The organism is Paraburkholderia pallida (genome assembly GCF_004524855.1).
Classification (GTDB): domain Bacteria; phylum Pseudomonadota; class Gammaproteobacteria; order Burkholderiales; family Burkholderiaceae; genus Paraburkholderia; species Paraburkholderia oxyphila.
Genome location: NZ_CP038148.1, coordinates 1520861 through 1545883, shown reverse-complemented (window position 1 = coordinate 1545883; position 25023 = coordinate 1520861). Strand labels below are relative to the sequence as shown.

Below are 25023 nucleotides of genomic sequence, written 5' to 3'. Positions count from 1 at the left end.
GACAAAACAGACGACACACAGAGGGAAGCTTTCTCCATGACTCAAAACTCGCAAGCCGGTGCGGCCAGCTCCGGTCCGGCCAGTGACGCCGGCTCGACCTACGCGCCCAACGTGCCCGTGCCCGACGCGCGCCGCCAGTTCCGCACCGGCGACGCCTTCGCGCTCTGGTTCTCGCTCGGCATCGGCCTGCTCGTCGCCCAGGCGGGCGCCCTGCTCGTGCCGGGCCTCTCGCTGCCCCATGCGCTGGCCGCCATCGGCATCGGCAGCGTGATCGGCGTCGTGCTGCTCTCGCTCGCCGGCGTGATCGGCACCGACACGGGACTCGCCGCCATGGCGTCGCTGCGCCCGACGCTCGGCATCCGCGGCGCGTCCGTGCCGGCCGTCATCAACATGGTGCAGCTCGTGGGCTGGGGCTCGTTCGAGATCATCGTGATGCGCGACTCCGCCGATGCGCTCGCCAAGCAGGCCTTCGGCCTCTCGATGCCGCTCGTGTGGACCCTGATCTTCGGTTTCCTCGCCACCCTGCTCGCCGTGAGCGGCCCGCTCTCGTTCGTGCGCCGCTTCCTGCGCACGTGGGGCATCTGGCTCCTGCTCGCGGGCGCTGCGTGGCTCACGTGGAGCCTGCTCGCGCAGCACGACATCGGCGCGCTGATGAAGCGTCCCGGCACCGGCGAGATGCCGTTCGGCAGCGCGATCGACCTCGTCGTGGCGATGCCGCTCTCGTGGCTGCCGCTCATCGCCGACTACACGCGCTTTGGCCGCCGCGCCGGCGAGACCTTCCGCGGCACGCTGTTCGGCTATGGCATCGCGAACCTGTGGTTCTACGCGCTCGGCGCGATCTACGGCCTCGCCGCGGGCGGCGGCGACGCGCTCCTCACCACCGCGCTCGCGAAGGCGGGCGGCGGCTTCGCCCTGCTGCTCGTGCTGATCGACGAAATCGACAACGCCTTCGCCGACATCCACTCGGCCGCCGTCTCGACCGGCACGTTCTGGACGCGCGGCAGCGTGCCCTGGCTCTCGGCGGCGTTCGGCGCGCTGTGCACGCTGATCGGGCTCGTCGTGCCGATGGCGCGCTATGAGAACTTCCTGCTCTTCATCGGCTCGGTGTTCGCGCCGCTCTTCGGCGTCGTGCTCGCCGATCACTTCATCGTGCGGCGCCGCCGTATCGACGCTCGTGCGCTCGCCGATCTGAGCGGCGCCTATGGCTATTCGGGCGGCTGGCATGTGACCGCGTTTGTCGCGTGGGGCTTCGGCTTCGGCGCGTATCAGGCGCTCAACCAGTGGCTGCCGAATCTCGGCGCCACGCTGCCCTCGCTCGTGATCGGCGCGCTCTGCTACCTCGTGCTCGCGGGACGCCGGCGCGCGGCTTACGCTTAAAGCGACGCACACACCAAGCGCCACTAAAAGCGACGCCACAAACGAGAACGCCACGCTTCACAGCGTGGCGTTTGTTTTTTCAGCGGCGCACTTCTAGCACGCCGCTCATTTCAAAGCGCTCGTCAGCGCTTTTATTCGCAGTGCCCACAGCCGCCGTGATGGGCATGATCCGCGTGATGCGCATGGCCTTCGGCCGGCAATTCCTGCGCCGCCTGCGCGCTGATGCCCAGACGCTGCAGCAGCTTGCGGTCGGCTTCGGCCTGCGGGTTGCTCGTGGTCAGCAGCTGGTCGCCGTAGAAGATCGAGTTCGCGCCCGCCATGAAGCACAGCGCCTGCAGCGCCTCGTCCATCTGCTCGCGGCCCGCCGAGAGGCGCACCATCGCCTTGGGCATCGTGATGCGCGCCACCGCGATCGTGCGCACGAACTCGAACGGATCGAGCGGCTCGGTGCCTTCGAGCGGCGTGCCGCTCACCTGCACGAGATTGTTGATGGGCACCGACTCCGGATACGGCTCCATGTTCGCGAGCTGCGCGATCAGGCCCGCGCGCTCGCGGCGCGACTCGCCCATGCCGACGATGCCGCCGCAGCAGACGTTGATGCCCGCGTCACGCACGCGCTCGAGCGTCTCGAGGCGGTCCTGGTAGGTGCGCGTCGAGATGATCTGGCCGTAGAACTCCGGCGACGTGTCGAGGTTGTGGTTGTAGTAGTCGAGGCCCGCGTCGGCGAGCGCCTTCGCCTGGTGGTCTTCGAGCATGCCGAGCGTGACGCAGGTTTCGAGGCCCATCGACTTCACGCCGCGGATCATGTCCTTGATCGGCTCGAGATGGCGGTCCTTCGGATTGCGCCACGCCGCGCCCATGCAAAAGCGCGTCGCGCCGTTGGCCTTCGCCACGCGCGCGGCGTCGAGCACGGCGTCCACGTCCATGAGCTTGCTCGCGTCGAGGCCGGTGTCGTGATGCGACGACTGCGGGCAATACGCGCAATCCTCTTCGCAGCCGCCGGTCTTGATCGACAGGAGCGTGGAGAGCTGCACCGCATTCGCGTCGAAATGCTCGCGATGCACCTGCTGGGCGCGGAACATCAGGTCGTTGAACGGCAGCTCGTAGAGCGCGGCGACATCGGCGACGCGCCAGCGCGCTGCGGCTTCGTCTTGCGGCTGTGCCGGCGGCGCGGTCTTCTTGAGCGCGGTGATGTCGATGTGGGCTTCGGTCATGGTCTCGGGGTCCTTCTTGACGGGCGATAGGGGTTCAGACGCGTGTGCTCAGCTCAGCGTGGCTAGCCGTGCTAGCAACGCGTCGATGTTCAGGTGTTCGGCCGCGGCGTCGGCGCGCGCGCCCGGCATGTGCGGCACGACGCCGATGAGCGGCGCGCCGAATTGCGCGGCGAGCCGCTCGCGCAGCGCGTCGATGTTCTCTTCGGGAAAGGTCATGGCCGGGTCGATGCGGTTCGCGACCCAGCCCGCGATCGTGAGGCCGCGCGCGGCGATCGCTTCGGCGGTAAGCAGCGCGTGGCTGATGCAGCCAAGCCGCATGCCGACGACGAGCACCACCGGCAGATTCAGCGCGACGGCGAGATCCGCGGTGTCCTGCGTGGCCGTGAGCGGCACGCGAAAGCCGCCGACGCCTTCGACCACCACGGCGTCCGCGCGCTCGCGCGCTTGACCGTAGCATTGCACGATGCGCACCATGTCGAGCGTCACGCCTTCGAGCGCGGCGGCAATGTGCGGCGCGGCCGGCTCCTTGAGCAGGTAGGGCGTGCGCATCTCGGGCGGTAGCAGCACGCTCGCGGCGGCGTCGAGCTGGTCGGCGTCTTCGTTGTGCCACACGCCGTCTCGCTCGTAGGCGCCGGCGGCGATGGGCTTCATCGCCGCCGCGCGCAGGCCCGCGTGTGCCAGGCCACGCAGGAGCGCCGCGCTCACGAAGGTCTTGCCGATCTCGGTATCGGTGCCGGTGACGAAGAGCGAAAACTTCGCAGTGCTCATTGCGTGCTCTCCTGCACCTGCTTTTGCGCATCAAGGCTTGCGCGTTGCAGCGCTGCGTTCAGGCGATCGAGGTCGGCATCCGAATGCGCGGCCGAGAGCGAAATGCGCAGACGCGAAGTGCCCACGGGCACGGTCGGCGGACGAATCGCCGGCACCCACAGGCCATCGCGTTCGAGCGCGGCCTGCAGTGCGAGCGTGGCGTCGTTGGAGCCAATCACGAGCGGCTGCACGGCCGTGTGCGAATCGACGGGCTGCCAGCAGGTTTCCTTGAGCATCGAGCGCGTGCGCCCGATCAGATGCTTCAGATGGGCGCGCCGCGCATCGCCCTCTTCGCCCGCGATCAGGCGCAGGCTCTCGGACACCGCGTGCGCGACCGCCGGCGACGAAGCCGTCGTGAAGATGTACGGACGCGCGCGCTGCACGTGCCACTCGATCACGGTGTCGTGCGCGCAGATAAACGCGCCCGAGACGCCCGCAGCCTTGCCGAGCGTGCCCACCATCACGAGGTTCGGCGAGCGCAGCGCAGCTTCGGCCAGCGCGCCGCGCCCTTGCGGACCGAGCACGCCCAGACCGTGCGCGTCGTCGACCACGAGCCACGCGCCGTGCTTTTCGGCAAGCTCGACGAGACGCGCGAGCGGCGCGACGTCGCCATCCATGCTGAACACCGTGTCGCTCACGATCACCTTCGCGCGCGCGTCGGACGCTTCGAGCATCGCGCTCAAGGCGTCCATGTCCGCGTGCGGATAGATCTGGATATCGGCACGCGAGAGCCGCGCGCCGTCGATCAGCGAAGCATGGTTGAGCGCATCGGAGAAGATCGTCGTGCCGCGGCCCGCGAGCGCGGTGAGCACAGCGAGATTCGCAATGTAGCCCGTGCTGAAGTAGAGCGCGCGCGGCGCATCCACGAAGCCGCCCGCGAACGCGGCGAGATCGTCTTCGAGCTGCGCATGGGCACGCGAGTGGCCGCCCAGCAGATGCGAGCCGCCGCTGCCCGCGCCGTAGCGCTGGGCGCCCTCGGCCAACGCCGCGACGAGTTGCGGATGTGCGGCGAGCCCGAGGTAGTCGTTACTCGCGAAGCCGATGCTGTCGCGGCCGTCGACGACCATGTGCGCGCTGCACGGCGAGTCGATCGTGCGGCGTCGGCGGCGCAAGCCTTGCGCGTCGAGCTCGCGCAGGCCGTGTTCGAGCGTGTCGAGCAGTGAAGTGTGTTGCGTCATCAAAGGTCCTCCGCGACGGTGGCGTCGAATGTCTCGCGCGTGCGCTCGGCCAGGTGCGCCTGCGTCTGTGCGTCGAGAATGTACGGCGGCATCACGTAGACCGTCGTGCCGATCGGGCGCAGCAGCAATTCGCGCTGCAGTGCATTTTCGAAGAAGCGGCGCGAGAACGTGCGGGCGCGCCCGGCGTCTTCGATCGCCACGTCGAACGCGAGGATCGTGCCGCACTGGCGCATGTCGCGCACGAGCGGATGCTGTTCGAGCGGCGCGAAGGCCTCGCGCAGTTGCGTCGATTTGCGCGCGTTCGTGGCGAGCACGTCGTCGCGCTCGAAGAGGTCAAGCGTCGCCAGCGCGGCACGGCAGGCAAGCGGATTGCCCGTGTACGAATGCGAATGCAGAAAGCCGCGCGTGGTGTCGTCGTCGTAGAAGGCCGCGTAGATTTCGTCGCGCGAGAGCACGATCGAAAGCGGCAGGTAGCCGCCGCTGATGCCCTTCGAGAGCGTGAGCAGATCGGGCCAGATGCCGGCCTGCTCGCACGCGAAGAACGTGCCCGTACGGCCGCAGCCCACGGCGATCTCGTCGGCGATCAGATGCACGCGGTAGCGGTCGCACAGCGCGCGCAGGCCCTGCAGATACGCGGGATCGTGCATCGCCATGCCGGCCGCGCATTGCACGAGCGGCTCGACGATCAGCGCCGCGATGCGGCCCTCGCGCTCCGCGAACACGCGCTCGACGTCGGCGAGCGCGCGGCGCCACGTCGGCGGCGCTCTCGCCTTCGCGCGCCGTGCGCGCGTCGGGCGAGGCAACCACGTGCGCATGGGTCAAAAGCGGATCGTAAGCATCCCTGAAGAGCTTCACGTCCGTCACGCCGAGCGCGCCGATGGTCTCGCCGTGATAGCTGTTGGCGAGGCACACGAATTCGCTTTTGTCGTTCGCGCCCTGATTGCGCCACGCGTGAAAGCTCATCTTCAGCGCGATCTCGACCGCCGACGCGCCGTCCGAAGCGAAACGCATGGCCGAGCGTGCCGCCGGTGAGCGCGGCAAGCCGCTCGGCGAGCTCGACCGCGGGTTCGTGCGTGCAGCCCGCGAGCATCACGTGCTCGAGCGTGTCGAGCTGCGCCTTGAGCGCGGCATTGATCGTGGGATTGGCGTGGCCGAAGAGATTGACCCACCACGAGCTGATGGCGTCGAGATAGCGCCGGCCCTCATGGTCGTAGAGCCACGGCCCTTCGCCGCGCGCGACGGCCACGAGCGGCAAGCGCTCGTGGTGCTTCATCTGGGTGCAAGGATGCCAGACGGCGCGCAGGCTGCGCGCGATCCAGGCTTCGTTGGCAAGGTTGGAATGCGAGTTCAAGTGCGGCTCCCGATACGACAGCGACCGAGATTAACCCGTTCAATGCCGCAATGCACTACCCCGAAAATGGACCCGGAAAGCCCGTGCGCGCGGGGTTCGGCGCGGTTCGGGACAGCTGCGCACCGTTCCTTTGCGAAGGCCAGAAATGACCGTAGATGACGACGGCAAAGTGAAGCGCGCTTATGCAAAAAAATCTGCGGGCTCGTGCCGAAAAGGCGTGCTGTCACCTCGTGCGCGGGGAATTTTTTTCGGGGGAAGCATCGAGAAAGCGCTGGTGTCGCTCGCTGGCGCGAGCGGGAGTCGCCACGCTATGCGTATGGATCAAACCAGAGGATGGGGCGAACGGGCGTGCCATGTGCGGGTCTCGCGCGAGCGCGAGGCGAAAACCCGATGACAACGAGAAGGCGATGCGGAAACGGCCGGGCGCGTAAGCGCGCGTCTTTGAGTGGGGTCAAATGTGCAAAACCGCCGTGGCGCTCACGCGCGCTCCGGCGGTTTCAAACGCGCTTAGCGGCTGGCGAGCGCGTGCGAGTTGTCTGCGTCGTCGGCGGCCACGGCGTGGCCGTCGTCGGCATTGTCGTTCTGCGCCGTGGCGGTGTCGTTCGACCACACGACGTTGCCGTTCACCGCGTAGAGGCGGCACGGATCCGAGCTGTGCTTCTGGCAGTTCGCGACGGCGACGGCCATCGGATTGTCGCCGCCCTCGGCCCACGACCAGGCGCCCGAATCGGACACCGCGAACGCGCGGCTCGGGTACTGCTTGAGGAAGTTGCGATAGCCGTCACGGCCCGCCTGATCGAGGAACGGCACCGCGCTCACCGACTCGATCGACGCGTAGCCGCTGGCGTGCGGCGCGGCCTGCGTCGCCACGCGGTATTCCTGGGCCGTGGGCATGCCCTGGCCCGCGAGGAACGCCTCGACCTTGGGCCACCAGACCTGCACGCCGTCGCGGTCGCCCACGAGGCGGTGCGCGTCGTTCTTGTACGAGCCGAAATCGACGAGCTTCGCGCCCGCGCCCGACTGCGCCTCGCCCACTTGCGCGGTATGAAACGCCGCGAACATGCGCGTGACGAGATCGGAGGTCCACACCGAGTCGTTGTCGCCGTAGAGCCAGAGCGAGGCCACGCGCGCCTTGGCGCCGTAATCGCCGAACGCTTCGGTCAGGTTGTTCTGCCAGCCCGTGCAGGCGTCCTGGCGCAGGCCGCCCGAGAAGTTGATGAGCGCGCGCACGCCGTGCGCCGCTTCGGTGCCGTAGGCCATGGTCGCGAGGCCGCCGTGCGAGGTGCCGGCGACGACGATATGGTTCGCGTCCACATACGGCTGCTTCGCCATGTAGTCGACCGTGGTGGCGACGTCGGCGGCCTGGCCGAGGCCGTTGCTGGCCACGTCGCAGCCGTCTTGCTGATAGGTGCCGCCCGAGCCCGCGAAGCCCTGGCGGTTCGGCGCCACGACCACATAGCCGCGGCTCACGAATTCGCGCGCGAACGACATCGGGTCGCTGCGCGGCTGCATGCGCGGATCGCCGGGAATCTTGCCGTGGTTGAACACCACCATCGGGAACGGACCGGGACCATCGGGACGATAGACCGTGGTTTCGAGCGTGACGCTCGGGTCGCCGGCGACGGGAATGTGGATGATCTGCTCATTCATGTCGGCGTGCACGACGGGCAGATACGCGTCGTCGAGCGCGATGCGCGGTACGTTCGCGCTGCCGAGCGGGCCCGATACGAGCGGCGTGCCTGCGGTGCGCGAGGCGTCGCCTTGGGCATTCGCATGCGCAACGGAGAGCGACGACGATGCGGAAGCCTGTGCGCTGGCCGCTGTTGCCGGATCGGAAAGCGATGCTGCGTGGGCAACCGACAGCACGCACGCCGTGCTGGCCACCGCCCATCCGGTAAGAAGCTTCCTGAACGCCATGCGCAACACCCGCCTGCGAAAGTCCTGCTGTAATCTGCTGGACCGAACCACTGTGTGAACTTACCCGCCCTTTTCGGACACAACAGGATCGACGCGCCTGGCTAGGGAGCCTGGCGTGGCTGTACCCGTTGCTGCGGGGGAGAACACGGATCGGAACACCTGTGCGGCGCCGACCTGCAATCGTCAGATCCGCCGCCAGCACCCGTCACTGAATCGCCTTGAAAAAACGTTTCTCAACGTTCGCTTACCTGGCGTGACGAGCACCGTGATTGCATCCTCGCACGACAATTAATTGTTGTGCAATTCAGGGGTAACCCGGCATAAGGCGTGCCAACGAGGGGCGTGCACCGCGTATACCTTGACGGGCGGCCCATGGCGGGATTTCGTCGCCCTCTTAGCGAGCACGGCATAACAAATATTTCAGTGTGTTGCGTGTAGCGCGCCGCCAACGGCCCCGTTTTTTTGCATTAAGTGCTTGTTTGCAAAGACGTTATTTCAGGCGCCGCAGCGGCCGAGCAAGGCTCGCGTTCAGCCTTCGAGGATGTCGCCGTCGACGTAGCGCCAGCGGCCGTCGTCGCCGCGCGTGAAGCGGCTCAGCTCGTGCAGGCGATACGCGCGACCACCGCTCTTGTAGCGCGCGACGAATTCGACCAGCGCATGCGTCGCATCAATAGCCTCGTGGCGCTTGATGGCAAGACCCAGCCAGCGTGGAGCGCCGGGGGCATCCGGGTCGGCGTCGAGATCGGCGGGACAGGTTTCGGCGGCCCAGGTCGCGCGCAGATAGTCGGCCTCGCCCAGCACGTAGGCCGTGTAGCGCGAGCGCATCAGCTCGAACGCCGTGGCGGGCAGCGCGCCGCCATCGATGAAGCGGCCGCAGCAGTCGGCAAAGCGCGGCGCTTTCGCGCCCGATTTCAGATTGGGCGCGGCACCGCCACAGGGGCAGTCGAGCGGGCGCGCGGCGCGCTTGAGTTCAGCGGTCATGGAATAGCGATCCTTCACGTGCGATTGAGTGCGATTACTGCGATTGCGGACGAGGTCGTGCGATGTCGCACCCACCCGGCAGAACAAAACACAAAGGGCCGCTCGCGCTAGCGTTGCGGCCCCAGAACACGATTATTGCGCGGATGCGCCGCTCACCAGTCGAGCTCGGTGCCGTCGTACTGGAAAAAGCGTCCGTTGAAGACGTCGCGCGCGGCGGCCGCCTCGGCCACGACTTCGCGCATGCCGGCGACGCTCGCCGCCGCGTCGATGGCCGCGTGCGCCCCGCCCATTTCGGTGCGCACCCAGCCAGGATGGAGCGCGATGCAGGTCGCGCGGCGGGTCTGCAGCGAGGCGATCTTGATGACGTCGTTGACCGCCGCCTTGCTCGCGCGATAGAGCCAGCCCGTCGTGCCGGTTGTCTGCGTGATGCTGCCCATGCGGCTCGAGAGCACGCCGAGCACACCGTACGCCGCCTCGACGAGCGGCAGCAGGATTGGAATGAGCTGCATCGGGCCGCGCACGTTGGTGTTCATCACGTACTCGAAATCTTCGGCGCTGATGGCTTCGACGCCCTCGGTGCGCGGGCCGTAGACACCCGACACGATGAGCGCCACGTCGAGCCGCTCGCCGTCGAGCTTCGCGCCGAGCGCGGCGATGTCCTCGGGCTGCGCGATGTCGAGCGGGAGTGTCTGGGCGCCGAGCGCGTTCAGCGCCCTGAGCGCTTCATCGGATCGCGCCGTCGCCAGCACGCGCCAGCCGGCCTTCGCATACTGGCGCGCGAATTCGAGGCCGAGGCCCCGCGACGCGCCCACGATCAACGCTGTTTTCATGTCGCCACCTTTTTCGGGTGCCGCGGCTTTTTTGCTGCACCGCGTGCCGGTATTGCGAAGCGCCGTCTCCCCGCGGCGCGTTTCAAGCACAAGCCTACATGAGTTCGACGCCCATTGCGGTCGCTTCGCCGCCGCCGATGCACAGGCTCGCGACGCCGCGCTTGAGCCCGCGTGCGCGCAATGCGCCGATCAGCGTGACGAGAATGCGCGCGCCCGATGCGCCAATCGGGTGGCCCAGCGCGCATGCGCCGCCATTCACGTTGACCTTCTCGTGCGGCAGGTCGTGCTCCTTCATGGCCGCCATCGTGACCACGGCGAACGCCTCGTTGATCTCGTAGAGATCGACGTCGGAGGCCTTCCAGCCAGTCTTTTCGAAGAGCTTCGCGATCGCGCCCACGGGCGCGGTCGTGAACTTCGCGGGTTGCTGCGCGAAGGTCGAATGACCGGTCACGCGCGCGAGCGGCTTGACCCCGAGGCGCTTCGCCGTCGATTCGCGCATCATCACGAGCGCCGCCGCGCCGTCCGAAATCGACGACGAATTCGCGGCCGTCACCGTGCCCGTCTTGCTGAAGGCGGGCTTGAGCGCCGGGATCTTGTCGAGATTGGCCTTGAACGGCTGCTCGTCGCGCTCGATCGTCGTCTCGCCCGCGCGCGTGGCAACCTTCACCGGCGCGATCTCCCAGGCGAACGAGCCGTCCTCGTTGGCGCGTTTCGCGCGCTCGAGCGACTCGATCGCAAAGGCGTCCTGGCTCTCGCGCGAGAAGTCGAATTCGCTCGCGCACTCCTCGGCGAAGGTCCCCATCAGGCGGCCCTTGTCGTAGGCGTCTTCGAGTCCGTCGAGGAACATGTGATCGAGCACCTGGCCGTGCCCCATGCGCATGCCCGCGCGCGCCTTGGGCAGCAGATACGGCGCGTTCGACATGCTCTCCATGCCGCCCGCGACGATCACGTCGGCGGAGCCTGCCAGCAGCATGTCGTGCGCGAACATCGCCGCGCGCATGCCCGAGCCGCACATCTTGTTCACCGTGGTCGCGCCCGCCGCGAGCGGCAGGCCGGCGCCGATCGCCGCCTGGCGCGCGGGCGCCTGCCCCTGGCCGGCGGGCAGCACGCAGCCCATCACGACCTCGTCGACCTGCTCGGGCTTCAGGCCCGCGCGCTCCACCGCGGCCGCGATCGCCGCCGCACCCAGTTGGGGCGCTGCCAGCGAGGCGAAATCGCCCTGAAAACCGGCCATCGGCGTGCGCGTCGCCGCCACGATCACAACCGGATCCTTCTGTGTCTCACTCATGTCCAGTCTCCTTTCTCGATCCATCGACGATCGAAAATTCGTAGTCCGCCGCGTGTTTCATGCAGCGCGTGCGTCGTTCTCATTGGCCTCGCCGTCGGCGTCGCCCTGCGCGAAGCGCTCGGGATAGCGCACGCGAAAGCGCACCGCCGCGTCGTACGGCAGGCAGTCGGGCACCTCTCCCGCGAGCAGGCGCGCCTTGCTCTCCTGCCACAGCGCCGGGTCGAAGAAGTCGGCGTGATGCTCGAGGAAATAGCGCCGCACGCGCGGGTCGCCGAGCAGAAACGTGCGGTACGTCTCCGGGAAAATATCGCGCGGGCCGACTCCGTACCACGGCTCCGCAGATAGTTCGTCTTCCTCATTACGTGGCGCGGGCACCGCGCGCACGTTGCATTCGGTCAGATATTCGATCTCGTCGTAGTCGTAGAACACCACGCGGCCGTGGCGCGTCACGCCGAAATTCTTGTAGAGCATGTCGCCCGGAAAGATGTTCGCGCGCATCAGGTCCTTCACCGCGTTGCCGTATTCGCGGATGCCGTGCTCGACGTCTTCGTCGCTGCCGTTCTGCAGCCAGATGTTGAGCGGCACCATGCGGCGCTCGATGTAGAGATGGCGAATCACGAGGTTCTCGCCCTCGTACTCGATCATCGAAGGCGCGAGCGTTTCGAGCTCGCGCACGAGCGCTTCGGCGAGGCGCGCGACGGGCAGCGCGACGCTCGAATATTCGAGCGTATCGGCGAGGCGCCCGAGGCGGTCGTGGCGCTTCACGAGCTGGTACTTCGCTTCCACCTGCTCGCGCGTGGTTTCCTTCGGCGCGGGAAAGCTGTCCTTGATCACCTTGAACACGTAGGGAAACGACGGCAGCGTGAACACGATCATCACCATGCCGCGAATGCCGGGTGCGGCGATGAACTGATCGCTCGAATGCTTGAGGTGATGCAGCAGGTCGCGATAGAAGAGGTTCTTGCCCTGCTTCTGCAGCCCGAGCGAGGTGTAGATCTCGCCCTTCGCCTTGCGCGGCATGATCGTGCGCAGGAACGCCACATAGGCGGACGGCACGCCCATGTCCACGAGGAAGTACGAGTGCGAGAAGCTGAACATGATCAGCAGCTCGTCGAGACGCAGGAGCACGGTGTCGAGCGCGAGCTTGCCGTCGTCCGTGTGGCGGATGGGCAGCACGAACGGCACGAGCAGATCGCCGTTGATGATGCGCCCGACGATATACGCCGACTTGTTGCGAAAGAACAGCGACGCGAGCGTGTGAATCTGGAAATTGGGCTTGGGGTCGACCACGCCGAAGGTGTCGAGCATCGTGCGCATCACGCAGTCCACGTCGCGATCGAGGTCATCGAACGGCGTCTCGAGCTGAAAATTCGTGACGATGCGCGCGAGCGTGGGCGCCAGCCCGTCCTTGCCCGGATAGTACGCACGGTAGGTGGGCCTGGCCGCGGGCTCGTCGTTCTCGATGTATTCGGTCGAGATCGCGGGCCGCACGAAGATGAAATCGTTGTTGAAGTACGAGCGATGCAGGATCTGGCAGCACACCGAGTTGAAGAAGGTCTCGGCGCACTCGGGCTGCCGGTGCGTCGTCAGCAAGCCGATGTAGTGCAGCTTGATCTGCTCCCAGACCTCGTCGTCGATGCTTTCCGCATCGTACTCGTCTTCGAGCGCCATCACACACTCGCGCACGCACTCGTCGTAAGACGCAATGCGCTCACGCGCGAGCTGTTGCAGGCCGCGCCAGTCGCGCGCCTCGAAGCACTCGCGCGCACGCACGGCCGCCGCGCAGAAGTTGCGGTAGTGACGGTTGAAGCCTTCGAGCATCGTCTGCGCAACGTCGAAGCCGATCTGCGAGGAAAGCAGTTTCGGGAAATGTCTCATGACGCATTCACCTCGGCTCGACGGCGTGACGCGAAGACGGGCCAGCGCCGGCTACTGATCGTCGGGCAGTGCGAGCGGCGCAATCCGCTCGCCGGCGGCGTTCCTTGCGAGCAGCGCGCGCGCCTGGGTCTCGTATTGCGCGAGGTCTTCGAGCGTGGCGTCCAGATCGGCGCGCTGACGCTCCAGTATCTCGCGGTGGTGCACTACGGTGTCGAGGAACGCCTGGAGCTGCGGCAGCGTATCCGTGGGCGAATCGTAGAGATCGAGCAGCGCGCGAATCTCGTTGAGCGTAAAGCCGAGGCGCTTGCCGCGCAGCGTGAGCTTCAGCCGCGTGCGATCACGCCCCGAAAACACGCGCTTGAGGCCGCCCGCCCCTTCGCGGCTCGGCGAGAGCAGGCCCTGATCCTCGTAGAAACGGATCGCACGTGGCGTCACGTCAAATTCGCGGGCGAGCTCGGTAATCGTGTACTGGGTCATGTCGGAAAGCGCGCCCCGCGTCAGCCGGAATCGGTCCGGCGGCAGGGCTATCGTTGGAATCGACGTTTACGTTATCGTCAACGCATGGGTTGCGCAACCGCCCGAATGTTCCGCATGCCGGAACATTCTCCCGGTTTCCCTGCAGGAATTGCGCAATGCAGCGACAATGAGGCAAGGCGGCGGCTCCGGCCGTCCTGACAGGCCGTCCTGACAGGCCGTCCTCAGCCCACCATAATTAGATCAGACGAGACCCCAATGAACGCCCTCGAACACCAGCTCGACTACCCCTTCGCCGATACCCTGCCCGAACCCGGCCTCGCCTTCGAAGTCGCGCCCGGCGTGAAATGGCTGCGCATGCCGCTGCCCTTCGTGCTCGATCACATCAACCTCTGGCTGCTGCGCGACGAGATCGACGGCCAGCAAGGCTGGACCGTGGTGGACTGCGGCATCACCGACGACACGATCAAGGCGCACTGGGAGCAGGTGTTCGACAGCCAGCTCGAAGGCCTGCCGGTGCTGCGCGTGCTCGTCACGCACTGCCATCCGGACCATATCGGCCTTGCGCACTGGATCTGCGCGGGCGGCGAGAAGAAGCGCTGGGACGTGCGCCTGTGGGCGACGCTCGGCGAATACATGAGCGCGTGCGTGCTGGCCTCGGGCAACGGCTCGAACGCGGGCGGCGAAGGCGCGGCACGCCATTTCGCGCGCCACGGCGTGACCGACGAGGCCTCGCTCGATCAGCTGCGCAACCGCCGCAACTATTACTCGAACCTCGTGCCGGCGCTGCCGCCGCAATACCGCCGGCTGCGCGAGGCCGACACGGTGTCGATCGGTGGCCGCGACTGGCGCGTCGTCACCGGTTACGGCCACTCGCCCGAGCATTGCGCACTGCTGTGCGAATCGCTCGGCGTGCTGATCTCGGGCGACATGGTGCTGCCACGCATCTCGACCAACGTCTCCGTATTCGACATGGAGCCGGAGGGCAATCCGCTCGGGCTCTACCTCGAATCGCTCGGACGCTACGAGACCATGGCCGAGGACACGCTCGTGCTGCCCTCGCACGGCAAGCCGTTCCGCGGCGTACACACGCGCATCGGACAATTGCGCGCGCACCATGACGCACGTCTCGCCGAAGTGATGGAAGCCTGCGAGCGCGCGCCGCAATGCGCCGCCGACATCGTGCCGATCATGTTCAAGCGCGCCCTCGACATGCATCAGCTGACCTTCGCGATGGGTGAAGCGCTCGCCCACCTGAACCTGCTGTGGCTCGCGGGCAAGCTAAAGCGCAAGATGGACGACAAGGGCGTGCTGCGCTTTTCGGCCTGAGCGTGCGAACGCGCGGCACCCATAGCCCATAGCAAAAGGGGGCGGCTCCATCGAGCCGCCCCCTTTTTTGTGACTTCGCTTGTCGCGTCACGCCTCGCGGATCAGTTCCCGCCGCCCGTGATCAGGTCGGCGCCCTTGGGTCGCACGAACTTGAAGGTCGACGCCGGCAGCGACGGATTCTTCTCGATGTTGGAGAACGTGAGCAGCGTCACGTTGCCGAACACGTCGTGCAGCTCCATCGCTTCGAGATTGCCGTCGCGAAAGCCGATGCCCACGCTCTTGAACTGCGTGTCCTTCGACTTCGGAATCAGCTCCAGCCAGTCGATGCCGTCCTTCACGCCCGCGTCGGTGAGCGTGAAGTTCTTGTCCAGATCGTTGCTGCCGAACAGGATGGCGGCCGGGCTCGCGCCGAGCGCGCCGCCGAGCTTGCGCTCGGTGACCTGGTTCAGGTCCTTGTCGTAGACGTAGAGATTGTCGCCGTCGGATTGCAGCAGCTGCTGATACGGCTTCTCGTAGGTCCAGATGAACTTGCCGGGACGCGCGAACACGAAGGTGCCGCTCGACGTCTTGGAGCTCGACATGGCCGTGGCAATGGCGTCGCTCGCGTTCTTCGCGTTCGTGGGCGTCTTCAGTTCGCGTTGCACGAAGTTGCCGCGCGCGGCGTGGACCTGCGCGACGAACTGCTTCAGTTGATCGGTGCCGCTCGCATACGCGTGCGAGGCCATGACGAGCGACGCGCCAAGCGCCGCGAAGAGCGCGCGCCCGGCGCGGCCCAGCGTCAAACGGGTGTGTTGCCCAACCTGAAACTGCATCTATCGTTCTCCCAAAACCACAATGTGTGCCTGCACTGGCGCAGTGCAAGCGCCGAGGACGACCTCAATCGGCCTCGATCGGCCTCACTCGGCGTCGCGAGCGGGCGCGAGAATCTCGCGGTTGCCGCTCGACGACATCGCCGAAACGAGGCCCGATTGCTCCATCTGCTCGAGCAGGCGCGCCGCACGGTTATAGCCGATGCGCAGATGCCGCTGCACGAGCGAAATCGACGCGCGCCGGTTCTTGATGACCACCTCGACGGCCTGGTCGTAGAGCGGATCCGACTCGTCGCCGGTGCCCGAAGCGCCGGCCGAGCCTTCGTCGCCCTCGCCCGCCACGCCGCCTTCCAGAATCCCTTCGATATAGTTCGGCTCGCCCTGCTCCTTGAGCTTGTCGACCACGCGATGCACTTCTTCGTCGGCAACGAACGCGCCGTGCACGCGCACGGGGAGCCCCGAGCCCGGCGGCAGGTAGAGCATGTCGCCCATGCCGAGCAGCGACTCGGCGCCCATCTGGTCGAGAATCGTGCGCGAGTCGATCTTCGAGGACACCTGGAACGCAATCCGCGTGGGCACGTTGGCCTTGATGAGGCCCGTGATGACGTCCACCGAAGGCCGCTGCGTCGCGAGAATCAGATGAATACCCGCCGCGCGCGCCTTCTGCGCGATACGCGCGATCAGCTCTTCGACCTTCTTGCCGACCACCATCATGAGGTCGGCGAGTTCGTCGATCACGACCACGATATTCGGCAGCTTCTGGCACGGCTCCGGATCGTCGGGCGTGAGGCTGAACGGGTTCGGGATCTTCTCCTCGCGCTTGTTCGCCTCTTCGATCTTGTTGTTGTAGCCCGCGAGATTGCGCACGCCCAGCTTGCTCATGAGCTTGTAGCGGCGCTCCATCTCGGCGACGGTCCAGTTCAGCGCGTTGCCGGCCTGGCGCATGTCGGTCACCACCGGACACAACAGATGCGGAATGCCCTCGTAGACGCTCATTTCGAGCATCTTCGGGTCAATCAGGATCATGCGCACCTGTTCGGCGCTCGCCTTGTAGAGCAGCGAAAGGATCATCGCGTTGATCCCCACCGACTTGCCCGAGCCGGTCGTGCCGGCCACGAGCAGGTGGGGCATCTTCGCGAGATCGGCGCAAACCGGCTTGCCGCCGATGTCCTTGCCGAGCCCCATGGTGAGCGCCGAAGGCGCGTCCGCATAGACGGCCGAGCCGAGGATTTCCGAGAGGCGCACGGTCTGGCGGCGCTGGTTCGGCAACTCGAGCGCCATGTAGTTCTTGCCGGGGATCGTCTCCACCACGCGGATCGAGACGAGCGAGAGCGAGCGCGCGAGGTCCTTCGCGAGGCCCACGATCTGGCTGCCCTTCACGCCGGTGGCCGGCTCGATCTCGTAGCGCGTGACGACCGGGCCCGGATACGCGGCCACCACGGCCACGTCAACGCCAAAATCCTTGAGCTTCTTTTCGATCAGGCGCGAGGTGAACTCGAGCGTGTCGTCCGAAATCGTTTCCTGGCTCTTGGGTGCCGGGTCGAGCAGCGAGATGGGCGGCAAGGTGGAGTCGCCGGGCAAGTCGGTGAAGAGCGGCACCTGGCGCTCCTTTTCCACGCGCTCGGAGCGCTGCGGCGTGACCACCGGCGGCACGATCGTGACCGGCTCGTGCTCCTCGATCTTCACGCGGCCGCGCTCGACCTTGCCCTCGCGCTTGACCGCAGCGACCTCGCCGAGCTTGCGGTCGCGGCCCGCCTCGCGGTGCAGCTTCGCCATCGTCACCGCGTTGATGATCGACTCGCCCACCCTTTCGGCCACGTTCAGCCACGAAAACCGGAAATACAGCGACAAGCCGATCGCGAGCGCCAACAGCAGCGCTAGCGTGCCGCCCGTGAAGCCGAGCGCGTGCGAAACGCCGTGCGCGACGGCCTCGCCCACCACGCCACCCGGCGCGCGCGGCAGTTGCACCTTGAGCGACCACATGCGCAGCGCCTCGATACCGTCGCAGGCTAGCAGCACGAGTACGAACGCGAGGCCTTCGGCCACCCAGCTGTGGTCGCGCGGCTTGTCGTCATCGTCCTCGGGGAGCGCTTCGTGGCGCGTGATGCGCTTGTAATTCTTCGAGATATGGCGCGCGAGCAGCACGACCCACCAGTAGGCCGAGAGGCCGAACAGCAGCAGCAGGATGTCCGAGGTCCACGCGCCGACGCGCCCCGCCCAGTTCGAGATGTGGTCGACCTGCGCGGCGTGGGTCCAGCTCGGATCGCGGCGGCTGTAGCTGATGAGCGCCATCAGCAGGAACACGCCCAGCGCGACCTGCAGGAGCCAGCGGATTTCAGTGAAAAGACGCGACATGCGATTAGGCAATGCCTGCGCCTGCGCGGAATAAGGAGCTTTGGCCATTGAATCCTGGTGATTCTTGAAGCTTGCGCGGTCCGGACGCACTGCCGGGGCTCCGGCAGACGGGCCCGGCCGCCGACGTCAGATCGGGCCTATTGTAAACGCGTTGTTTAGGCCCCGGCGGCCCCAGGCTGTAAATGAGGGTAACTGACAACGGCGCCTCGGGGCAGCATGCGCGCCTGACGCGTCGAACGGCGCCAGGCTATCGCGCCGATGAGAAACCTCGATGGAGCATCAAACGCCCCCGGCCTTTATAATTGCGCGCTGATGCCCAACTTCATGCGTGTGCCCCGCCGCACCACCGGGCGGCCCGCCTGCGGATCCCGGTAACGGAGCAGGCACCTGAACACGAAACCGCGCTGCAAGCCACGCGGACGACTGCCCAGGAAACCGCGCCACGCAGCGCCTTCTACGGAATTCGACCATGTCCGCAACCAAACACGCCAAAGTCCTGATTCTCGGTTCCGGCCCCGCCGGCTACACGGCAGCCGTCTATGCCGCGCGCGCGAATCTCTCGCCGCTGCTCGTCACCGGCCTTGCCCAGGGCGGCCAGCTCATGACCACGACCGACGTGGAAAACTGGCCCGCCGACCCGAACGGCGTACAAGGTCCGGAACTGATGCAGCGCTTTCTCGAGCACGCCGAGCGCTTCAACACGGAAATCGTGTTCGATCACATCCACACGGCCAAGCTGAACGAAAAGCCGATCCGCCTGATCGGCGACTCGGGCGAGTACACCTGCGACTCGCTCGTCGTCGCCACCGGCGCGTCGGCGCAGTATCTCGGCCTGCCGAGCGAAGAGCTCTTCATGGGCCGCGGCGTCTCCGCCTGCGCGACCTGCGACGGCTTCTTCTATCGCAACCAGCACGTTGCCGTGATCGGCGGCGGCAACACCGCCGTCGAGGAAGCGCTCTATCTCGCCGGCATCGCCAAGAAGGTCACGGTCATCCACCGCCGCGACAAGTTCCGCGCCGAGCCGATCCTGATCGACCGCCTGCTGGAAAAGGAAAAGGAAGGTGTCGTCGACATCAAGTGGGATCACGTGCTCGACGAAGTCCTCGGCAACGACGGCGGCGTGAACGGCCTGCGCATCAAGAACGTGAAGACCGGCGCGACCACCGACCTCGACCTGCAAGGCGTGTTCGTGGCGATCGGCCACAAGCCGAACACCGACATCTTCGAAGGTCAGCTCGAGATGAAGAACGGCTACATCATCACGAACGGCGGCCTGAACGGCAATGCCACGGGCACGAGCGTGCCGGGCGTGTTCGCCGCCGGCGACGTGCAGGATCACGTCTACCGCCAGGCCATCACCAGCGCCGGCACGGGCTGCATGGCCGCGCTCGACGCGCAGCGCTATCTCGAGACCGTCAACGAGCTCGGCCAGCCGCACGTGATGAGCGCCGAAGCCGAGCGCTGATCCGCTCGCCAAACCGGCCTCGAGGCCGGCCGCGAATCGGGCCGACCCGGCCCGTAAGTAACGCGGCGCACCGCGACGGGTAGCACACCGGCCAGCCGGTAAAATAGCGCCATCGAGCCAGACGGCGCATCGCAAGAGGGCCGCGGCCAGCCAGCCGGCGGCCCTTTGCTTTTGCGGCGCCACAGCCTTACCCAGCCTCTTTCGCCATGCCCAAGAACGTGCCCCATCCGGGCGAGCCCAAGCGCCCCGCAGCCGCCCGCCCCGCCCCGGCGCCCGCGCCTGCCGTCACGCCCGCTGCCGAACCCGGCAAGGCCACCGCCGGCTTCGCCGGCCTCGGCAGCCTGCGCGACGCGCTCAAGACCCAAACGCGCCAGCGCGAACGCGAGCGCGCGGCCGCCAAGGCGGCGCGCGTGGAAGCGGCCGCCGACAGCGACCTCTTCCGCCGCGAGATCGGCCAGGTGGCGCAGCTCAAGCAGCCGCCGCGCGCGCAGCCCCGGCGCACAGCGCCCGCGCCGCTGCCGCTGCAAACGCAGCTCGACGAGCAGGCGGTTCTGCATGAGGCGATTTCCGACGACTTCGACCCCGAAGCCTTGCTCGACACCGACGATTCGCTCTATTACCACCGCCCCGGTGTGAGCGAGGAAATCGTCAAGAAGCTGCGGCGCGGCGCATGGATCGTGCAGGCGCAGCTCGACCTGCACGGCATGCGCCGCGAGGAAGCGCGTGAGGCGCTGCAGACCTTCATCCGCGAGGCGGGCAAGCGCGGGCTGCGCTGCGTGCGCGTGATTCACGGCAAGGGGCTCGGCTCGGTGGGCAAGGAGCCCGTGCTCAAGGGCAAGGTGCGCGCGTGGCTCGTGCAGAAGGAGGAAGTGATCGCGTTCTGCCAGGCGCGGCCGCACGACGGCGGCGCGGGCGCGGTGCTCGTGCTGTTGCAGCCGCATGCACACGGGCATGGCCAGCATCACCCGCACGCGCGCTGATCGACACCGTCGCCTGCGCGGCCGAATGTAAAAACCCCGTTCACTGCACTCGCAGCGAACGGGGTTTTTTATCGCGCCAGAAAACCCGGCGGACTATGATCAGGCGATGCGCGCTTCGGTCTTCGGATCGAACAGCACGGCCTTCGAGACGTCGAACAGCAGCTCCATGCTATTGAGCGGCTGCGGATTCGCGCCCGGGTGCACGCGGCTCACGACGCGCTTGCCGTTGACCTGCGCGAACACGAGCGTGTCCGGGCCGGTCGGCTCGATCACGTCGACCTTCACCGTGTGGCGTTGCAGCTCGTGACCGTGGCCGTCGTGCGCGCTGCGCGCGTCGGTGATGCGCTCCGGGCGCAGGCCCAGCACCACTTCCTGGCCGATATGGCTGCGCAGCTTGTTCGTCTCGAACAGCGGCAGCTTCAGCACGTTGCGCGCGACGCCCGTATCGATTTCGATGCCGACGCCCGAGCCCTGCTCCACCAGCTTGCCGTTGATGAAGTTCATCGGCGGCGCGCCAATGAAGCCCGCCACGAAGAGATTCGACGGCGAGTCGTAGATGTCCTGCGGCGCGCCGAACTGCTGCACGATGCCGTCCTTCATCACGGCGATGCGGTCGCCGAGCGTCATCGCCTCGATCTGGTCGTGCGTCACGTAGACGATCGTCTTGCCCACGCGCTGATGCAACAGCTTGATTTCGGAGCGCATCTCGATGCGCAGCTTCGCGTCGAGGTTCGAGAGCGGCTCGTCGAACAGGAACATGATCGGATCGCGCGCGAGTGCACGGCCCATGGCGACGCGCTGGCGCTGGCCGCCCGAGAGCTGGCCCGGCTTGCGGTCGAGCAGATGCTGGATCTGCAGCATGCTCGAGACGCGATCGACGATCTGCGCCTGCTCGGCCTTCGGCACCTTGCGGATATTCAGGCCGAACGAGATGTTCTCGCGCACCGTCATCGACGGATAGAGCGCGTACGACTGGAACACCATCGCGATGTCGCGGTCCTTCGGCGAGAGGTTGTTGACGACCTTGCCGTCCATGCAGATCTCGCCCTTGGTGACGGTTTCGAGACCCGCGATCATGTTGAGCAGCGTCGACTTCCCGCAGCCCGAGCCGCCCACGAGAATCAGGAACTGGCCGTCTTCGATGTCGATGTTCACGCCCTTGAGGACGGGCACACCGTTCGGGTAGGTCTTGTAGACGTCGCGAATGGAAAGGCTTGCCATGCTGTGAATCCTCTTCTCAAACTTTCGTAGTTAGCCCTTCACCGCGCCCGCCGTGAGGCCGCGCACGAAGTAGCGGCCGGCGATCACGTAGACGAGCAGCGTGGGCAGCGCGGCGATGATCGCGCCGGCCATGTCGACGTTGTATTCCTTCACGCCCGTTGACGTGTTCACGAGATTGTTCAGCGCCACCGTGATCGGCATCGAATCGACGCCCGAGAACACGATACCGAACAGGAAGTCGTTCCAGATCTGCGTGAATTGCCAGATCAGGCAGACCATGAAGATGGGCAGCGAGATCGGCAGCATGATGCGCGTGAAGATCATGAAGAAGCCGGCGCCGTCGATGCGCGCGGCCTTCACGAGCTCGGCGGGCACGCTCACGTAGAAGTTGCGGAAGAACATCGTGGTGAACGCGATGCCGTACACGACGTGCACGAGCACCAGCCCGCCGATCGTGTTCGACAGGCCGAAGAAGCCTTCGAGACGCGCCATCGGCAGCAGGATCGCCTGGAACGGGATGAAGCAGCCCACCAGCAGCATCGTGAAGAGCGCGTCCGCGCCGCGGAAGCGCCAGTGCGTGAGCACGTAGCCGTTGAACGCGCCGATGATCGACGAGATCAGCACGGCCGGAATCACCATCTTCACGGAGTTCATGAAGAACGGCTGCATGCCGTCGCAGCGCACGCCGGTACAGGCCTGGCTCCACGCCTTGATCCACGGCGCGAAAGTCGGGCTCGTCGGCAGCGTGAGCATGTTGCCCGTATGGATCTGGTCGAGCGACTTGAACGACGTCGACAGCATCACGTAGAGCGGGAACAGGAAGTACAACGCGAACAGGATCAGCGCCGCGTAGACGACCACGCGGCTCACCTTCATCTTAGGCTGCATTGCGCGTGCTCCTCGATTCCAGGTACATGAGCGGCACGAGCACGGCCACCACCGTCGCGAGCATCATCATCGACGAAGCTGCGCCGACACCGAGCTGCCCGCGGTTGAACGAAAACGTGTACATGAAGATGGCCGGCAGCGACGACGACGTGCCCGGACCGCCCGCGGTCAGCGCGACGACGAGGTCGAAGGTCTTGATCGTGATGTGGCACAGGATCAGCAGCACCGAGAAGAACACGGGGCGCATGCTCGGAATGACGATCTTGCGGTAGATCGTGGGCAGCGTCGCGCCGTCCACCTGGGCGGCCTTGAAGATTTCACTGTCGACGCCGCGCAGGCCCGCGAGGAACAGCGCCATGCAAAAGCCCGTGGACTGCCACACGGCGGCAACCACGATACAGAAAATCGCCTTGTCCGGGTCGTTGAGCCAGCCGAGCTGGAAGCTCGTCCAGCCCCAGTCGTGCAGCACCTGCTGAATCCCGAGATCGGGGTTGAAGATCCACTGCCACGCCGTGCCCGTCACGATGTAAGAGAGCGCCATCGGATAGAGGAACACCGCGCGCAGCGCGCCTTCCTGGCGAATCTGCTGGTCGAGCAGGATCGCGAGAAAGAGCCCGAGAAACACGCAGATGGCAATGAACGGGATGCCGAACCAGCCGAGGTTCTGCGCCGACGTCCACCAGACGTCGTTGCTGAACAGCTCGCTGTAGCGGTCGAAGCCCGCGAATTCGTAGCGCGGCATCAGTCGCGAATTCGACAGCGACAGATAACCGGTGATGGCGATGAAGCCGTAGACGAACACGAGGCTGATCAAGATGCTGGGCGAGAGCACCAGCTTCGGGATCCAGCGGTCGGCGAGCGCCGCCATCGGCGACGTGCGACGTGTGGCAGGCGTGGCCGCCTTGCCGTTGCCGCTAAGAGAAGCAGTCACTGCGCAACTCCTGGTACGGTGCGAAACATTACGGACTCCACACGATGATGGGGGTCGGTTCGACCCGTCATGCCCGGGGTGCGCCGCATGCAGCGCACCCCGCCTGTTTCATTGCATCAACTACCCAGACTGACTTCGCTTACTTGGTCTTGGCGGCCTTCGCAAGCGCTTCCACCGCGCTCTTGGAGTCCTGGTTCGAGTTCATGAACTTCGTGACCACGTCGGTGATCGCACCGGCCGTTGCGTCCGGCTGAGCCATGCCGTGCGCGAGCGAGGGCACATAGCCGCCGGCCTTGATCGCCGTTTGCTCATCCGCGTAAGACTGCTTGCCGCATGCGTCGAACTTGCTCATGTCCACGCCCAGACGCACCGGGATCGAGCCCTTGTACAGGCTGAACTGCTCCTGGAAGGCCGGGCTCATGATCGTCTTCGCGAGCGCGAGCTGGCCCGGCGTGGCCGTCTTCTGGCCCTTCTGCTGGAAGAACACGAACGAGTCGACATTGAAAGTGTAGGCCTTCGAGGTGCCCGGCACCGGTGCGCAGACGTAGTCCGTGCCCGGCTGCTTGTTCGCGTTCGCGAACTCGCCCTTGGCCCAGTCGCCCATGAACTGCATGCCGGCCTTGCCGTTGATGACCATGGCCGTGGCCAGGTTCCAGTCGCGGCCCGTGCGGGCGTTATCCATGTACGACTCGATCTTGCGGACCGTGTCGAACACGCCCACCATCTGCTGCGAGGTCAGGGTCTTCTGGTCGAGATCGACGAGCGCCTTCTTGTAGAACTCCGCGCCCTGCGAGAGCACCACGTCTTCCCAGAGCGTCAGGTCCTGCCAGGGCTGGCCGCCCGCGGCAACCGGCTGGTAACCCGCAGCCTTGAGCTTGTCGGCCAGCGCGAAGAATTCCGGCCACGTGGTCGGCGCCTTGCCGCCCACCTTGTCGAGCGCCGCCTTGTTGATCCACAGCCAGTTCACGCGGTGCACCGAGAACGGCGCGCCAACGTAGTGGCCGTCCGCCTTCATGATCTTGTCGATTTGCGGCGGCAGGTTGGCCTTCCAGTCGCCGGCGGCCGAGTCGATCGGCACCAGCACGCCCTGGTCTGCCCATTCCTGGATCAGCGGGCCCTTGATCTGTGCTGCCGTGGGTGCGTTACCCGAGATCACCTGGGTCTTCAGTGCGGTCATGGCCGCCGCGCCCGCGCCACCGGCGACCGCGAAGTCCTTCCACACGTAGCCCTGCTTCTGCATGTCGTCCTTGAGCACGCCGACGGCCTTCGATTCGCCGCCCGAAGTCCACCAGTGCAGCACTTCGAGAGACTCGGCCGCCTGCGCGGTCGCGACGCCGGCCATGAGACCTGCGGCGCACAGGGCGCCCATGATCGCTCGGAATTTCATTGCTTATCTCCTCCAGACACCTGATCAGTAAGAACAGCTGGCCCCTGATGTCACCAGGGTGCGGTGTGGTTAGTACAGGCACAAAAACAGGCAAAACACTGGACGGGTCGGGCGCCGGAGTGCCGCGCGCGTTTTTTCTTTGGATGCGCGCGGGCCGCGGGCCGGTGTCCGGCCGCTGGACGCTCAAGAGATGAGTAGTTCGGAACGCAAAGACTGTCTCCTCTTTTGATTTTGTCCGGCCGCGCTCGCGAGACGCGACGCTCGACCAGTCAAGGCGCCGCGCGCACCGGTCATAGCGGCGCGGCGGCCGAACATCCCCGCTTCCGGTGTCCGGCAGGCCTCCTTGAGAGACCTGACTGAGCG

General features: G+C 66.3%; 19 protein-coding genes and 1 pseudogene. 4 read left to right on the top strand and 16 right to left on the bottom strand.

What is annotated here, in order from left to right:
* Positions 1–36 precede the first annotated feature (36 nt).
* Positions 37–1377 (top strand): putative hydroxymethylpyrimidine transporter CytX, encoded by a 1341-nt coding sequence (gene cytX, locus E1956_RS07010; RefSeq protein WP_134747966.1) that lies wholly within the window; start codon positions 37–39, stop codon positions 1375–1377.
* A 131-nt stretch (positions 1378–1508) separates the two neighbouring features.
* On the opposite strand, the gene bioB is transcribed toward cytX, so the two are convergent.
* The 10 genes and pseudogenes from bioB to E1956_RS06960 all read right to left on the bottom strand — a co-directional run bounded on the left by bioB (position 1509) and on the right by E1956_RS06960 (position 13298).
* Complete coding sequence (gene bioB / locus E1956_RS07005; RefSeq protein WP_028215830.1) at positions 1509–2591, bottom strand: biotin synthase BioB; 1083 nt, start codon at positions 2589–2591, stop codon at positions 1509–1511.
* A gap of 48 nt (positions 2592–2639) precedes the next feature.
* Complete coding sequence (bioD, locus tag E1956_RS07000; protein ID WP_134747965.1) at positions 2640–3359, bottom strand: dethiobiotin synthase; 720 nt, start codon at positions 3357–3359, stop codon at positions 2640–2642.
* Positions 3356–4576, bottom strand: a complete 1221-nt coding sequence (bioF, locus tag E1956_RS06995) for an 8-amino-7-oxononanoate synthase (protein ID WP_134747964.1) — start codon at positions 4574–4576, stop codon at positions 3356–3358. Before bioF ends, bioD begins: the two co-directional genes overlap by 4 nt.
* Positions 4576–5927 (bottom strand): annotated as a pseudogene (gene bioA, locus E1956_RS06990) (adenosylmethionine--8-amino-7-oxononanoate transaminase). The gene bioF and the pseudogene bioA overlap by 1 nt, the downstream one beginning before the upstream one ends.
* Before the next feature lie 507 nt (positions 5928–6434).
* Positions 6435–7844, bottom strand: a complete 1410-nt coding sequence (locus tag E1956_RS06985; RefSeq protein WP_134747963.1) for a dienelactone hydrolase family protein — start codon at positions 7842–7844, stop codon at positions 6435–6437.
* Between the two features lie 528 nt (positions 7845–8372).
* Positions 8373–8825 (bottom strand): YchJ family protein, encoded by a 453-nt coding sequence (locus E1956_RS06980; protein WP_134747962.1) that lies wholly within the window; start codon positions 8823–8825, stop codon positions 8373–8375.
* Positions 8826–8977: 152 nt separating this feature from the next.
* Positions 8978–9655: an SDR family oxidoreductase gene (locus E1956_RS06975; protein WP_134747961.1), complete on the bottom strand. Its 678-nt coding sequence runs from the start codon at positions 9653–9655 to the stop codon at positions 8978–8980.
* Between the two features lie 94 nt (positions 9656–9749).
* On the bottom strand, positions 9750–10943 hold the full coding sequence (locus E1956_RS06970; protein ID WP_134747960.1) for an acetyl-CoA C-acetyltransferase: 1194 nt from the start codon (positions 10941–10943) through the stop codon (positions 9750–9752).
* A 57-nt stretch (positions 10944–11000) separates the two neighbouring features.
* Positions 11001–12821 carry a bifunctional isocitrate dehydrogenase kinase/phosphatase gene (gene aceK, locus E1956_RS06965; protein WP_134747959.1) on the bottom strand — a complete coding sequence of 607 codons (1821 nt, stop codon included), beginning with the start codon at positions 12819–12821 and terminating at the stop codon, positions 11001–11003.
* Positions 12822–12872: 51 nt separating this feature from the next.
* Complete coding sequence (locus E1956_RS06960; protein ID WP_134747958.1) at positions 12873–13298, bottom strand: MerR family transcriptional regulator; 426 nt, start codon at positions 13296–13298, stop codon at positions 12873–12875.
* Between the two features lie 255 nt (positions 13299–13553).
* On the opposite strand from E1956_RS06960, the gene E1956_RS06955 reads away from it, so the two are divergent.
* On the top strand, positions 13554–14624 hold the full coding sequence (locus E1956_RS06955) for an MBL fold metallo-hydrolase (RefSeq protein ID WP_134747957.1): 1071 nt from the start codon (positions 13554–13556) through the stop codon (positions 14622–14624).
* A 101-nt stretch (positions 14625–14725) separates the two neighbouring features.
* On the opposite strand, the gene lolA is transcribed toward E1956_RS06955, so the two are convergent.
* Positions 14726–15436, bottom strand: coding sequence for an outer membrane lipoprotein chaperone LolA (lolA, locus tag E1956_RS06950; protein ID WP_134747956.1), 711 nt, complete (start codon positions 15434–15436; stop codon positions 14726–14728).
* 84 nt (positions 15437–15520) lie between these two features.
* Entirely contained in the window at positions 15521–17836 is a 2316-nt protein-coding gene (locus E1956_RS06945) for a DNA translocase FtsK (RefSeq protein ID WP_134747955.1), read from the bottom strand.
* A gap of 421 nt (positions 17837–18257) precedes the next feature.
* Here E1956_RS06945 and trxB point away from each other — a divergent pair, with 421 nt between their 5' ends.
* Positions 18258–19253, top strand: coding sequence for a thioredoxin-disulfide reductase (gene trxB / locus E1956_RS06940; protein ID WP_134747954.1), 996 nt, complete (start codon positions 18258–18260; stop codon positions 19251–19253).
* Positions 19254–19459: 206 nt separating this feature from the next.
* Positions 19460–20233, top strand: a complete 774-nt coding sequence (locus tag E1956_RS06935) for a Smr/MutS family protein (RefSeq protein WP_134747953.1) — start codon at positions 19460–19462, stop codon at positions 20231–20233.
* A 99-nt stretch (positions 20234–20332) separates the two neighbouring features.
* On the opposite strand, the gene E1956_RS06930 is transcribed toward E1956_RS06935, so the two are convergent.
* The 4 genes from E1956_RS06930 to E1956_RS06915 all read right to left on the bottom strand — a co-directional run bounded on the left by E1956_RS06930 (position 20333) and on the right by E1956_RS06915 (position 24660).
* Entirely contained in the window at positions 20333–21454 is a 1122-nt protein-coding gene (locus tag E1956_RS06930; protein ID WP_134747952.1) for an ABC transporter ATP-binding protein, read from the bottom strand.
* Between the two features lie 30 nt (positions 21455–21484).
* Positions 21485–22342: a carbohydrate ABC transporter permease gene (locus tag E1956_RS06925; RefSeq protein ID WP_197732820.1), complete on the bottom strand. Its 858-nt coding sequence runs from the start codon at positions 22340–22342 to the stop codon at positions 21485–21487.
* Positions 22332–23273, bottom strand: coding sequence for a carbohydrate ABC transporter permease (locus E1956_RS06920; RefSeq protein ID WP_028215815.1), 942 nt, complete (start codon positions 23271–23273; stop codon positions 22332–22334). Before E1956_RS06920 ends, E1956_RS06925 begins: the two co-directional genes overlap by 11 nt.
* Positions 23274–23412: 139 nt before the next feature.
* Complete coding sequence (locus E1956_RS06915; protein ID WP_134747951.1) at positions 23413–24660, bottom strand: ABC transporter substrate-binding protein; 1248 nt, start codon at positions 24658–24660, stop codon at positions 23413–23415.
* Positions 24661–25023: the final 363 nt, after the last annotated feature.